Source organism: Sandaracinobacteroides sp. A072 (assembly GCF_052616365.1).
The window spans coordinates 38820-52782 of record NZ_JBQXGU010000004.1 but is presented as its reverse complement, the minus strand read 5'-3'; the positions used below and the strand labels follow the sequence as shown (position 1 = coordinate 52782).

At 65.7% G+C, this 13963-nt stretch carries 9 protein-coding genes; 1 reads left to right on the top strand and 8 read right to left on the bottom strand.

The genetic code is table 11. The features are described 5' to 3' along the window. Positions 1 to 39: 39 nt before the first annotated feature. A complete protein-coding gene (locus tag ACUJ46_RS11300; RefSeq protein ID WP_445390596.1) occupies positions 40 to 1968 on the top strand; it encodes an FAD-dependent oxidoreductase in 1929 nt (642 codons plus the stop codon). A 130-nt stretch (positions 1969 to 2098) separates the two neighbouring features. On the opposite strand, the gene pnp is transcribed toward ACUJ46_RS11300, so the two are convergent. The 8 genes from pnp to rpsT all read right to left on the bottom strand — a co-directional run bounded on the left by pnp (position 2099) and on the right by rpsT (position 13857). Beyond that, positions 2099 to 4411 (bottom strand): polyribonucleotide nucleotidyltransferase, encoded by a 2313-nt coding sequence (gene pnp, locus ACUJ46_RS11295; RefSeq protein WP_445390595.1) that lies wholly within the window; start codon positions 4409 to 4411, stop codon positions 2099 to 2101. Between the two features lie 161 nt (positions 4412 to 4572). Beyond that, positions 4573 to 4842, bottom strand: coding sequence for a 30S ribosomal protein S15 (gene rpsO, locus ACUJ46_RS11290; RefSeq protein ID WP_445390679.1), 270 nt, complete (start codon positions 4840 to 4842; stop codon positions 4573 to 4575). Positions 4843 to 4852: 10 nt separating this feature from the next. Continuing rightward, entirely contained in the window at positions 4853 to 5761 is a 909-nt protein-coding gene (gene truB / locus ACUJ46_RS11285; RefSeq protein ID WP_445390594.1) for a tRNA pseudouridine(55) synthase TruB, read from the bottom strand. After that, positions 5758 to 6588, bottom strand: a complete 831-nt coding sequence (locus ACUJ46_RS11280) for a YbaY family lipoprotein (RefSeq protein WP_445390593.1) — start codon at positions 6586 to 6588, stop codon at positions 5758 to 5760. Before ACUJ46_RS11280 ends, truB begins: the two co-directional genes overlap by 4 nt. Beyond that, positions 6585 to 9380, bottom strand: coding sequence for a DNA polymerase I (gene polA / locus ACUJ46_RS11275; protein ID WP_445390592.1), 2796 nt, complete (start codon positions 9378 to 9380; stop codon positions 6585 to 6587). Before polA ends, ACUJ46_RS11280 begins: the two co-directional genes overlap by 4 nt. Before the next feature lie 42 nt (positions 9381 to 9422). Then, a complete protein-coding gene (locus tag ACUJ46_RS11270; RefSeq protein WP_445390591.1) occupies positions 9423 to 10874 on the bottom strand; it encodes a coniferyl aldehyde dehydrogenase in 1452 nt (483 codons plus the stop codon). 90 nt (positions 10875 to 10964) lie between these two features. Beyond that, on the bottom strand, positions 10965 to 12407 hold the full coding sequence (gene dnaA, locus ACUJ46_RS11265) for a chromosomal replication initiator protein DnaA (protein ID WP_445390678.1): 1443 nt from the start codon (positions 12405 to 12407) through the stop codon (positions 10965 to 10967). Positions 12408 to 13593: 1186 nt separating this feature from the next. Next, positions 13594 to 13857: a 30S ribosomal protein S20 gene (gene rpsT, locus ACUJ46_RS11260; RefSeq protein WP_445390590.1), complete on the bottom strand. Its 264-nt coding sequence runs from the start codon at positions 13855 to 13857 to the stop codon at positions 13594 to 13596. Between the last annotated feature and the right edge of the window lie 106 nt (positions 13858 to 13963).

Genomic DNA, 13963 nt, shown 5'->3' with positions numbered 1-13963 from the left:
CCGCCCGCAGCGGCTTTCATGGCCATGGGAGGAGACGTCATGACAAACGAATCACGCAAACCCTCGCGGGCGGATTTCGAAGCTGCGCTGCTGAGCACCCATCTGCCGACCCTGGCCGTGGTCACGGCACAGGCCGCCGGCGAAGACAGCCTGCTGGAAGCCGAACGCCCGGATTATGATTTCTTCGGCGATGGCATGGGCGGCTTCAGCGAAGCCTTTGCCGCCCGCATCCGTGCCGAGGCGGACAATATCCTCTGGCCGATCATCACGGGTGAAAAGCGGCCGGCCCCACCGCCGTCGGCATCCCGCGTGCGCCACATGATCGACTGGATCGCCGGGGCCGAGGTTCCGGCCCATTATCTGCCCTTCCTGATGGAAGAGCTGATGCTCGACGGAATCGATCACCGCGAACCCGCTCCCCTGCCCGAGGCCGGGCGGACGCTTTCGGCCATCGTCATCGGGGCGGGCATGTCGGGCCTTCTGGCCGCCTACCGGCTGCGGCAGGCGGGCGTGGATGTCACCATAGTGGAAGCCAATGCCGATGTCGGCGGCACCTGGCTGCTGAACCGCTACCCCGGCGTGCGCGTCGATACGCCGAACCACCTTTACAGCTATTCCTTCGAGCCGAACCACGACTGGCCGGAATTCTACAGCCAGGGCGATGTGCTGCTCGGCTATTTCCAGCGTTTTGCCGATCACCATGGCCTGCGCGCCGTCACCCGCTTCGGAACGCGGGTGGAGGAATGCCGCTGGCATGGCGACCGCGGCAAATGGTCGGTGCGCGCCAATGGCGGATCCGTTTCGCTCGAGGCCGACATGCTGGTTTCGGCCGTCGGCCAGCTGAACGAACCACGCTACCCCGACATCGAAGGCCGCGAGAGCTTTGCCGGGCCGAATTTCCATTCCGCCCGCTGGGATCATTCCGTCGATCTGAAAGGCAAGCGCGTGGCCGTGATCGGCACCGGCGCGTCGGCCTTCCAGTTCGTGCCGGAAATCGCGCCGGATGTCAGCCACATGGAGGTGTTCCAGCGCACGCCGCCGTGGCTCGGCCCGACGGACAATTACCATGACCCGGTGCCCGAGCCCTTCCAGTGGGCGGTGGAGCATATCCCCAACTATGACAAATGGTATCGCTTCTGGCTGTTCTGGATGATGACGGACGGCATCCTGCCGGCCGTGCGCGCGCAGGAAGGCTGGAACGGCCCCGAAGGCACCATCGGGCCGGAAAATGCCGAGCTTCGGGCCGCCCTGGTTGAAAAGGTCAAGGAGCAGCTGACCCGCCGCCCCGGCCTTCTGGAGCATGTTGTCCCGCGTTATCCGCTGGGCGGCAAGCGATCGCTGCGCGACAATGGCGTGTGGCTGAAGGCGCTGCAGCGCGACAATGTCGACCTGGTGACAAACCCCATCGCCCGGATCGAACCGGACGCCGTGGTGACGGAAGACGGCAAGCGCCACCCGGCCGACGTGCTGATCTATGGCACCGGCTTCCATGCATCCGATTTCCTGCGCAGCTTCAAGGTGATCGGCGAAGACGGCGTCGAACTGCATGACCGCTGGGGCGGCGATGCGCGCGCCTATCTGGGCCTCACCGTGCCCGGCTACCCCAATTTCTTCATGCTCTACGGGCCGAACACCAACATCGTGGTCAATGGCTCCATCATCTTCTTCTCGGAATGCGCCGTCCGCTATCTCGTGGAATGCGCCCGCATGCTTGCGGAATCGGGTGCGGTGGCGATGAAGGTCAGGCCCGAGGTGCATGACAGCTTCAACGCCCGCGTCGATGCCGAAAACGAGAAGATGGCGTGGGGGCAGCCCGGCGTGACGAGCTGGTACAAGAACGAGAAGGGCCGCGTGAGCCAGAACTGGCCCTTCGCGCTGGTCGATTACTGGAAGGCGACCCTGAAGCCGGACCCTGAGGATTATGATCTGGTACCGCCGCCATCCGAAAGGGCTGCAAGAGCCGCCTGAAAATCCCGCCCGGGACGATCAGGCGGACGCAGCGCAAAAGAAAAGCCGCCGGCGGATGACCCGCCGGCGGCTTTTTCGTGCCTGATGTCCGTCAGGAGGTGGCGCCGGGGAATAGCCCGGCGCCATCCTGTCAGTCGTCGTTGCCGGTCAGGAAGGAGGGCAGCGGCACATCGCCACCATCCTTGTCTTCCGACTGTTCACGGCGCGGGCCACGGTCGCGGCGCGGGCCGCCCCTTCCGCCATCGCGGCCGCCGTCACGACCACCCTCACGGCCGCCTTCGCGGCGCGGGCCACGGTCGCCGCCTTCACGATCGCCGCGCGGTTCGCGGGGCGGGCGCGTGTCCGGCAGTTCCTCGCCGGTTTCCTGGTCCACAAGACGCATCGACAGCTTGACCTTGCCGCGGTCATCGACGCCGATCACCTTCACCTTCACCATCTGGCCCTCGGACAGCACGTCCGACACCTTTGCCACCCGCTCGTTGCGGATTTCGGAGATGTGGACGAGCCCGTCGCGGGCGCCGAGGAAGTTCACGAAGGCGCCGAACTCGGGCATCCCCACGACCTTGCCGGAATAGATCTTGCCCACTTCCGGCTCGGCGATGATTCCGAGGATCCACTGGCGCGCCGCCTCGATCTTGTCGAGATCGGACGAGGCGATCTTCACCGTGCCGTCATCCTCGATGTCGACCTTGGCGCCAGTCGTCGCGACGATTTCGCGGATGACCTTGCCGCCGGTGCCGATGATGTCGCGGATCTTCTCCTTGGGCACCGACATCGTCTCGATGCGCGGTGCGTGGGCGGAAAGCTCCGTGCGCACTTCGGTGATGGCCCTCGACATTTCACCGAGGATATGGGCGCGGCCGGCATTCGCCTGGGCGAGCGCCTGACGCATGATCTCTTCGGTGATGCCGGCGACCTTGATGTCCATCTGCAGGCTGGTCACGCCTTCGGAGGTGCCAGCCACCTTGAAGTCCATGTCGCCCAGATGATCCTCGTCTCCGAGGATGTCGGAGATGACGGCAAAGTCCTTGCCCTCGAGGATGAGGCCCATGGCGATGCCGGCGCATGGACGCTTCAGCGGCACGCCTGCATCCATCAGCGCAAGGGAAGCGCCGCAGACCGTCGCCATCGACGACGAGCCGTTCGACTCGGTGATGTCGGACAGAACGCGGATCGTGTAGGGGAATTCTTCCTTGCTGGGCAGCAGCGGGTGGATCGCCCGCCAGGCCAGCTTGCCATGGCCGATCTCGCGGCGGCCAGGGGCGCCGAAGCGGCCAACCTCACCGACCGAATAGGGCGGGAAGTTGTAGTGCAGCATAAAGCGCTCATACTTCAGCCCGTCGAGACCATCGATCATCTGTTCCGCGTCGGCGGTGCCGAGCGTGGTCGTGACGATCGCCTGTGTCTCGCCGCGGGTGAACAGCGCCGAGCCATGGGTGCGCGGCAGGAAACCCACCATGCTTTCGATCGGACGCACGGTGCGCGTGTCGCGACCGTCGATGCGGCGGCCTTCCTTCAGGATCGCACCGCGGACGATGTCGGCTTCCAGCTTCTTGAAAAGCTTGAGCGCCTTCATCTGCTCCTGCGGGGTTGCGTCGGCGAACAGTGCCTTGGCCTTGGCCTTGGCCACTTCCAGCGCTTCGCGGCGCTCGCTCTTGCCGAGCATGCGGTAGGCGGCATCGATGTCGGAACCGACTTCCGCCTTCAGCTTCGCCAGCATGTCGCCGCCATCGTCGGTGGCTGCCAGCTCCCAGGGTTCCTTCGCAGCCTTTTCGGCCAGTGCGATGATCGCCTCGATCACCGGCTGCATGGACCTGTGGGCAAACATCACGCCGCCCAGCATGACCTCTTCCGAAAGCTCCTTCGCTTCGGATTCGACCATCATCACGGCGCTCTGCGTGCCGGCGACGACGAGGTCGAGCGCGCCTTCCTTGAGCGATTCCCGCGAGGGGTTCAGCTGATATTCGCCATCCTTGTAGCCGACGCGGGCAGCGCCGATGGGGCCGAGGAAGGGAACGCCGGAGAGCGTGAGCGCAGCCGACGCCGCGACCAGCGCCACGATATCGGCCTCATTCTCGCCATCATAGGAGAGAACCTGGGCGATGACGTTGATCTCGTTGTAGAAGCCTTCCGGAAACAGCGGGCGCACCGGACGGTCGATCAGGCGGCTGGTGAGCGTCTCATGCTCGGTCGCGCCGCGCTCGCGCTTGAAGAAACCGCCCGGAATACGGCCGGCGGCCGAGAATTTTTCCTGATAGTGAACGGTGAGCGGGAAGAAATCCTGCCCTTCCTTAACCGACTTGGCGGCGGTGACGGCGCAGAGCACGACAGTCTCGCCATAGGTGGCGAGGACGGCGCCGTCGGCCTGGCGGGCGACGCGGCCTGTCTCGAGCGTCAGCTTGCGCCCGCCCCAGTCGATTTCCTGCTTGTGAATGGTAAACATCGGTCAGTCTGCTCTCTTCAAGCCCCTGACCAGATGCCAGAGGCAGTTCGGACAAATGCCTCGGCCGCCCGATCGGGCGGCCTTGGCGAACATGGGCCCGGCGCATGCGCTCTTCGGGCCCGCTTGCGAAAACGGCCCCGTTTCCGGGGCCGTTCGTCAGCCTACTTGCGCAGGCCGAGTTTGGCGATCAGCGCCTGGTAGCGGGCTACATCCTTCCGCTTCAGATAATCGAGAAGGGAGCGCCGCTTGTTGACCAGCATCAGAAGACCGCGGCGGGAGTGATTGTCCTTGGCGTGGGTCTTGAAATGCTCGGTGAGATTCTGGATCCGCTCCGTCAGGATGGCGACCTGGACTTCGGGGCTGCCGGTGTCGCCCGAAGCGCGGGCATTGTCGGCGATGAGAGCGGCCTTGCGCTCGACAGTGATCGACATCATCAATCTCCTACGTCAGGTTGAACCCCCGCAGGACGCGCACGTCCTGTTCGGAAACCTCGACCAGCGCAACCGGAACAGGCCCGTCGGTTGCGAGATATTGGCCGGGCTTCACACGGGACCCCGTCAAACGCCGGCCCTGTCTGAGGGCTTCGGCATCGCGGGTGTCGACTGCCAGGGCCGGGATGTCGTCCAGTCCGGCAGTCAGTGGCAAAAGGGCCTGTTCGAAGCCGGCCCCTTGCACCAGTTCCTCCCATTTGTCCAGCGGGGCGGCATCGGCCAGGGCAAACGGCCCGGCGCCCGTGCGCCGCAACATGCCGACATGGCCGACCGTGCCCAGCGCCAGCGCCATGTCCCGCGCCAGGCTGCGGACATAGGTGCCCTTGGAACAGCGGACATCGAAGGTCGCGCTGTCAGGGCCTGTTTCCACCAGTTCCAGGGCATGGATCGTCACCATGCGCGGGGCAAGTTCGGGCGGGGCGCCGGCGCGGGCGAGATCATAGGCGCGCCGGCCATCGACCTTGAGCGCCGAATAGGCGGGCGGGCGCTGGCTGATCGGGCCGGTGAAGCGCGGCAGCAGGGCCTCGATCGCCGCCCGGCCGGGGCGGGCATCGCTCGTTTCCACGATGTCGCCTTCGGCATCCTCGGTGCTGGTGGCGGCCCCGAACTGCAGCGTGAAGCGATAGGCCTTGGGGCCGTTCAGCAGATAGCCGGTCAGTTTCGTCGCCTCGCCCAGCGCCACGGGCAGCACGCCGGTCGCCAGCGGATCGAGCGTGCCGCCATGGCCGATCTTCACCTTGCCATGGCCCGCCTGCCGCAAGGCGCGTTTCAGCCGGCCCACCACTTGCGCCGATGTCAGGCCCAGCGGCTTGTCGACGATGATCCAGCCGTGAAGGGGCAGCGCCTTCGTCGCTGTCATTCGCTCCCGCCGACCCGGGCAAGCAACAGGTCCGCGGGCTGGGGCGGGACATCCTCTTCCAGTACGAAATGCGCCCTGTCGGTCACGTAGAGCAGCTTCCCGGCCGGCGACATCGCGCGCGCCTGCAGACGATAGCTGTTGCCACGCGGGAGCACGCGATCAGGCGCATAGCGCAGCAGGAAATTGAGCGGCATCTGCGTATCGGTGGTCACGAGTTCCTGGGAGGCGATCTCGATCGCGGGGGCATCGGCGCGCGCGGCATCGACCAGCATGACCTTGACGATGGTGCCAGGCTGCAGGGCCATGCGGTCCAGCTTCGTCACCGTGCCCCAGAGGGCGCCGGCTTCCGGCGCTGCGGGGCGGAGAAGGCAGGTCTGGCGCAGTGCACGGCCGCGCAGCAGCCGGATCTGCCCGTCGCGCATGATGATCGTGTCCTCGTCGGCCGCGAAACGCATGGCCCGGCGGCTCACCAGTCGTTGCAACACGAAGGTCTCGCCACTGCGTGTCACCTGCAACACGCCGGCGGGCTCGTCATGGAACAGGGTGACGAGTGCGCCATCCGGGCAGACATAGGCGGGACGCGCTGCCGCAACAGCGGTCTCGGTGGAATCAGGCGCCGTCTCCGTCGCGTCGTCAGGCGCGGCAGCGGCTTCCTCGCGCAGGATATCCTGCGGAGAGGGAAGCGGATTCGTGACCTGTCCAGGGGCAGGGGCCTGCGGCGCCTCCTGCGACGCCTGCTGCGGGACGTCCTGTGGCATGGCCTGTGCACTGGCCGGTATCGCGGGCGCCGCCAGAAGCGCGGCGACAAGAAGGCAGGTGGGTTTCAATGCGCGGCTCCCCAGTTCGGCCCCGTCCCGATCTCCACCCCCAGCGGCACGCTGAGTTCGAGCGCCGGGCCGGCGGCGGATTCCATGACATTCCGGATGACGTCGCGGGCCTTGTCCACATCCGCTTCCGGCACTTCGAACACCAGTTCGTCATGCACCTGAAGCAGCATGCGCACGCCCGTCAATCCGGCTTCTGCAAGGGCCGGCTCCATCCGGACCATGGCGCGCTTGATGATGTCGGCGGCAGTGCCCTGCACCGGCGCGTTGATCGCCGCCCGCTCGGCGCCGGCGCGCTCGGACTGCACCTTCGAGCGGATCATCGGCACATGGATACGGCGGCCCAGAAGGGTGGTGACGAAGGCATCCTCGCGCACGCGCGCCACGGTTTCGGCCATGTAGCGTCGGATCCCGTGATAATGATCGAGATAGCGTTCGATGAAGGCCTGCGCCTCGCCGCGTGCGATTCCCAGCCGCTGGGCGAGGCCAAAGGCGGAAATGCCGTAGATGATCGAGAAATTGATCGTCTTGGCCCGCGCGCGCAGCTCCCGGTCCACCGGGGCATCGGGGGTGAGGCCGAAAATCTGCCGCGCCGTCAGGCTGTGGATGTCGACGCCATGATTATAGGCGTCCTTCAGCTCGGGCACGTCGGCGATGTGGGCCATCAGCCGCAGCTCGATCTGGTTATAGTCGGCTGCCATGATGACATGGCCTGGCGGCGCGACGAAGGCGTCGCGGATGCGCCGGCCCATTTCGGTGCGGATCGGGATGTTCTGGAGATTGGGGTCGGTCGATGCCAGCCGCCCGGTGGATGTGGCCGCCATGGAAAAGCTGGTATGCACCCGGCCGGTTTGCGGGTTGATCTGCTGCTGCAGCGCCTCCGTATAGGTGGAGCGCAGCTTCTGCACCTGCCGCCAGTCGAGCACGAGGCGCGCGATGTCCGCGCCGCCTTCCGCCAGCCGCTCCAGTTCGGTCACGTCGGTCGACCATGCGCCCGACTTGCCCTTCTTGCCGCCCGGAAGCCCGAGCTTGCCGAACAGGATCTCGCCCAGCTGCTTCGGGCTGCCCAGGGTGAAGGGCTCGCCCGCAAGCGCATGCACCTCGGCTTCCAGCCGCTCCATGGCGCCGGCGAACTCGGCTGACATCCGGGACAGTTCTGCCCGGTCCACAAGAACGCCGCGCCGCTCCATCCGCGCCAGCACCGGCACCAGTGGCCGGTCGCACCATTCATGCACCCGCGTCACCCGTTCCCGCCACAGACGCGGGCGCAGCAGGCCATGCAGGCGCAGGGTGACGTCCGCATCCTCGGCAGCATAGGCCGTCGCCTTGTCGAGCGGCACTTCGGCAAAACCCGTCTGCGCCTTGCCGCTGCCCGTCACATCCTTGTAGGCGATGGGCGTGTGGCCAAGGTGCCGCTCGGACAGTTCATCCATGCCATGGCCATGCAGCCCGCCGGCCAGCGCATAGGACAGCAGCATCGTGTCGTCGAAGGGGGCGATGGCGATGTCGTGGGCAGCCATCACCACCATGTCATATTTCAGATTCTGGCCCACCTTGAGCACGGCAGGGTCTTCCAGCAGCCCCTTCAGCCGCCCGAGCGCCGCCTCGATGCCGATCTGGGCCACCGGCTCCGCCAGCAGCCCCTCGCCCGAGACATGGGCAAGCGGCACATAGCAGGCCCGGCCGGGCACCGTGGCGAGCGAGAATCCCACGATCCGCGCGGCAACCGCATCGAGGCTCGTCGTCTCGGTATCGAAGCCGACAACGCCGAGACGACGCGCCTCGTCGATCCAGGCATCGAGACGCCCCGGGGTCGTCACCGTTTCATAGGCGCCATGGTCGATGGGCACGGTCTCGGGCGCGGCCATCCCCGGCACTGCATCCGGGTCGGACGCCGCAATAGTCGCGGCGGCCGCCTTCCCGGCATCGCCCAGGCGGGCGAGAAGCGTGCGGAAGCCATGCTTTGCCAGAAAGGCCGCCAGCTTCTCCGGATCCTCGCGATGGTCGAGCTTCAGGCTCTCGAGGGGCGGGTCGAGCGGCACGTCGCGCTTCAGCTCGACAAGCTTGCGCGACAGGCGCACCCGGTCCGCATGGGCGGCGAGATTTTCCTTGAGCTTCGGGCCTTTCACCTGGTCGATGCTGGCCAGCACCTGCTCCACGTCTCCGAACTGGTTGACGAGGTCGGCGGCCTTCTTCGGACCGACGCCGGGCACGCCGGGCACATTGTCGACACTGTCGCCCATCAGGGCCAGCACTTCGGCCAGCATGTGCGGCGGCACGCCCCATTTCTCGCGCACCTCGGCTTCGGCGAAGCGCTTGTTCTGCATGGTGTCGAGAAGAGTGAGGCCCGGCCGCACCAGCTGCATCAGATCCTTGTCGGAGCTGACGATGGTGACGGCCATGCCCGCCCCGACCGCCGCCTCGGCATAGGAGGCGATGAGGTCATCCGCCTCATAGTTCGGCTTTTCGATGCACGGCACGCCAAGGGCTGCGACCGCATGGCGGATCAGCGGAAACTGCGGCACCAGGTCTTCGGGCGGTTCGGGCCGGTTGGCCTTGTAGTCGGGATAGAGTTCGTTGCGGAAGCTCGTCTTCCCGGCATCGAGGATGACGGCGAGATAATCATCCTCGGGCGATTTGCGCGCAGCCTCGATCAGGTTCCACAGCATCGCGGTGAAGCCGAAGACCGCGCCGACCGGAGTCCCCTCCGGGTCGGTCAGCGGCGGCAGGCGGTGATAGGCCCGGAAGATGAAGCCGGAACCATCGATGAGGGTAAGGTGGGGCGGGTTGGCCATGACGACCATCTAGCCCGCCCCAACGGGAATGGCGAGGCGGCTTCAGCCCTTCAGCTGGCTGGCCAGGGCCTTGCGGGTCTTTTCGCCATAGGGCGGCTTGAAGCCCGCCATGCCGGCCAGATCGATCTTCGGCTGGCGGTAGACGCTCTTCGGGTGGCTGAAGGTCTTGAAGCCGTCGTGGCCATGGTAATTGCCCATGCCCGCCGGGCCGATGCCGCCGAACGGCAGGTTTTCCACCGACACATGGAAGACGACGTCATTCACCGTCACGCCGCCGGATATGGTGCGGTCAAGCACCTGCCGCTCCTCGCCACGGTCGGTCCCGAACCAGTAGAGGCCAAGCGGGCGGTCGCGGCGGTTCACATAGTCGATCGCCTCCTCGACACGCTCGTAGCGCTTCACCGGCAGCACCGGGCCGAAGATCTCCTCCTGCATCACCGTCATCTCGTCCGTCGGGTTGCGGATGATGGTGAGCGGCATCTTGTTGGTGTTCTGCTTCGAGAAATCGTCATTTGCAGGGTTCACCTCGATCACCTCGGCGCCCTTGGCGCGGGCATCGGCGACATGGGCTTCCAGCCTGTCGCGGTGCCGCTTCGAGATGACGCTGGTGTAATCGTCATTGGCGAGAAGCGAGGGATACATGCGCGCCGTCGCGGCCTTCAGCCCCTCGATCACGGCATCTTCCTGCTCGGCGGGAACGAGCAGATAATCGGGCGCGAGGCAGATCTGGCCGGCGTTCATCATCTTGCCCATGGCCACCCGCTCGGTCGCCATGGCGACATCGGCCGACCGGCTGATGATGGTGGGCGACTTGCCGCCCAGTTCGAGCGTGACGGGCACGAGATTCTTCGCGGCCGCCGCCATGACGTGGCGCCCGATGGACGTGGCGCCGGTGAAGATGATGTGATCGAAGGCGAGTTCCGAAAAGGCCCGCGCCACCTCCGGCCCGCCCAGGACGACCGCCACTTCCGTCTCGTCGAAGAAGCGGGCGAAGGCGCGCTTCATCAGCTCTGACGTGGCAGGCGTGAATTCCGAGGGCTTGATCATCGCCCGGTTGCCTGCGGCGAACACATTGGCGAGCGGGGCGAAGGTGAGGTTCACCGGAAAGTTCCAGGGCGCGATGATTCCGACGACACCCTTGGGCTGCCACTCGACCATGGCCTTTGCCCCCAGAAGGCCGAGCGGGAAGTCGAGCTTGCGGCTTTCGGGTCGCATCCATTCATCGACATGCTTCAGCGAATGCTTCAGCGGCTTCACCGAGCCCATGATGTCGGTCACCATGGATTGTTCGATGGAGCGGTGGCCGAAATCATCGGACAGCGCCCTGGCGAAATCATCCTTGTGTTCCAGCACCAGCTGGATGGCGCGTTTCAGCCGGTCCTTACGGACGGCTGCACTGACGGGCAGCTCGGCGGTGAAGGCGTCGCGCTGCGCCTTCAGCAGCGCCTGCATGGCGGCGGTGTCACGCGCGACGGCGTCTTCTGCGATGGACATGAAGCTTCTCCCTCGGATCCTGATTGCCCCCCTACATAGGGCCGGGCCCGTGGCCCGCAAGCTAATCAAGAAACGGGAAGGAAGACAGCCTCAGCCGTCGAGCGCGCGGCGCAACTGGTTGATGTCGCGGTCGAGTTCGTGATCCGTCGCGCGCAGCGCCTCGATCCGCTTCACCGCATGCATCACCGTGGTGTGATCGCGACCGCCGAAGCGGCGGCCGATTTCCGGCAAGGAGCGCGGCGTCAGCATCTTGGCCAGATACATGGCCACCTGCCGCGGGCGCGCCACCTCGCGCGCCCGGCGCGGCGAAATCATGTCGTTGATTTTCAGCGCATAATGGTCGGCTACCCGGCGCTGGATCTCGTCGATGGTCAGCTTTCGGCTGTGGGCACGCAGCACATCGGCCAGCACCTCGCGGGTGAAATCCAGGTCGAGCTTGCGGTTGACCAGATTGCCATAGGCGATGACCCGGTTGAGCGCGCCTTCAAGTTCCCGGACATTCGCCTGGATCTTGCGGGCGAGGAACTGCACCACGTCATCGGGCACATGGGCCTGGGGCATGGTGGCCAGCTTGGCGCGCAGGATGTTGTAGCGCAACTCGTAATCGGCCGGGTTGATGTCGGCGACAAGGCCCCAGGCAAGGCGGGAGAGGATCCGGCTTTCGATTCCCTCGAGATTCTGCGGCGACCGATCGGCCGAAATCACCAGCCAGCGCCCGGCCGAGATGATCTCGTTCATGGTGTGGAAGAATTCCTCCTGCGTGGAATCCTTGCCGGCAATGAACTGCACATCATCGACCATGAGGAGATCGGCCGAACGCAGCCGCTGCTTGAAGCTGAACGTGTCCCGTGCACGCAGCGCTGCCAGGAACTCGACCATGAACTTCTCGGCCGAAAGATAGACGACCTTCGCCGCCGGATTGGCCGCCTGCACCGCGCTGCCGATGGCGTGCATGAGGTGGGTCTTGCCGAGGCCGGTGGGGCCGTGAAGAAACAGCGGGTTGAACCCTGCCGACCCGCCACCGGTGGCAGCACCGACCATCGCCTGGGCGGCATTGAAGGCCAGTTCATTGGCCTTGCCGACAACGAAGCTGTCGAAGCTGTAGCGCGGCTCGAACTGGCTGAAGCTGTCAGCGGCCGGAAGGGCGGCTGGCCCGGCTGCTTGCCCGGCGGATGAGAGGGCTGCCGGCAACGGGGAATCGGCCGCTGCCATGGCCGGAGCGTCCGCGCCTTGGGCAAGGCTTCCGTCCATGCCACCGTCGGATGGCCAGCCGGATGTTTCGGCATGAAAGGCCGGCGCTGCGGCAACCTCGACCTGAACCGCCCTGACCCCGGGCAGATGCGCTGCAAAGGCATGTCGCAGCCTGTCCGCATAATGGTTGCGCACCCAATCCGCCCGGACATGCGAGGATATGGACAGCTGCACCACGCCATGCCGGACCGAAACCAGCTGCAGTGGCTTCAGCCAGCTGTCGAAGGTCTTTGCGCCGAGATCGGACAGAAGGTGCGCCCGCACCAGCCCCCAGGCGCGAATGGCCTGGGCATCAAGCCCGTCCTGAAGCCTGCCCTCCTCGACAGCCGGCGACTGCCTGCCGGGCTGGGCGCTCTGGCCGGGCTGGCCCGGCTGGAACGACAGCGGCTCGTCCGGCACCGGGTCGGGCCATGCGGCGGCTTGCTTGGTCAATGGTCTGGCGTTGCGGGGTAGCATGATGAAACCTGACAGAAAGAAACGAACGATGAAGGGCCTTTCGGCGGATCGGCCCAGGGATCGGAACCGGCCCTCAGGCCGGGCACGTCTCCCGCTGTCCGGTCTCCCGCATGCTGTGCCAGAAGGCGGTGCTTGGCCTGAAAGCCATCGAATCCTGAAATGGACCCTGAAAAACAGGGGAAGAACGGGGACGCAGCCGGGACTTGTGCATGGACGACAGGTGCCTGCCCGGTCGTGCGGTGGCGCCAGGGCCAGCATTGGACCGGAGCTCGTTCCGACTTGCGTGTCGACCCATTTTGTCAGAGCCCTCCTTTATCTCGTCCTCGACGCTCTTGCGGCCTTGCAGCCACGAACGCCCGTTTTTCGTCAGGCAGACAGGGGCATTTTCGACGGACAGGTCCGTCGAACTTATGTGCCCATCCCGCTTGCCAGCTCGCTGGCAGCCAGGGGTGCTGCTGATGATCCTCCGCTTTGGAACAGGGCCGGATGCCAGGCGATTCGCGCCGGCCAACCCAATTTCCGCAGCGGCTTGCCTGAGACTAAAACAGCCTCGCGCGCCGGGCACAAGGCCGCAAAATTCACCGCAGGCCAAATAATCCGGGTTGACAGGCCAAGGCCCGGATTTTCAGGGATTTTTGCCTAAGTTGCTGAAAATAAACGATTAACTTTTTCGCTTCGATTCTCTTCCCCCATTCTCCTCCCCAGGGTGCGCCGGTGCTGGCGCCCCCGATCGCTGCGAGCGGCCATGCCCGTGCGAAGGGGCCGAAGAGGGACGATGCAACAAGGCCGAGACAGCAAAAAGGCGGGCGGTCATAGACCGTCCGCCACAAGGCTCGATACCCGCGCCACAAGGCTCTGCGATCGGCTGTACAAGGAAGCCGCAATGGGCAGGAACGGGACTGGAAGGGCGGCTGGCCAAGGCATTGGGGGTAGCGTGCCCCCTGTTACCGCCATGGCGCCGCAGCCCGCCCTCACCCGGCCGCCCGCATTCTGCAGGTAGCCCGATTCGGCCTCAGGCCAGCGCCGAGACCTTCTTGGTGAGGCGCGAAATCTTGCGCGCCACACTGTTCTTGTGGAGCACGCCCTTGGAGACGCCCCGCATCATTTCCGGCTGCGCCTGCTTAAGCGCGGTTTCGGCAGCGCCCTTGTCACCGGAAAGAATGGCCGACTCGACCTTCTTCACCTGGGTGCGGATGCGGGACAGACGGGCCTTGTTGACGGCAGCGCGCCGCGCGTTGCGACGGATGCGCTTTTCGGCCTGCGGGGTGTTCGCCATGACGTCCAAATTCTCCAAGACAAGCGTATCGGCCAGGCAAGAAACCCGCCGGGAAAGGCGGCGTCATTACCGGCCGGGGCGGGGGGCGTCAAGCGGGACGCCGATT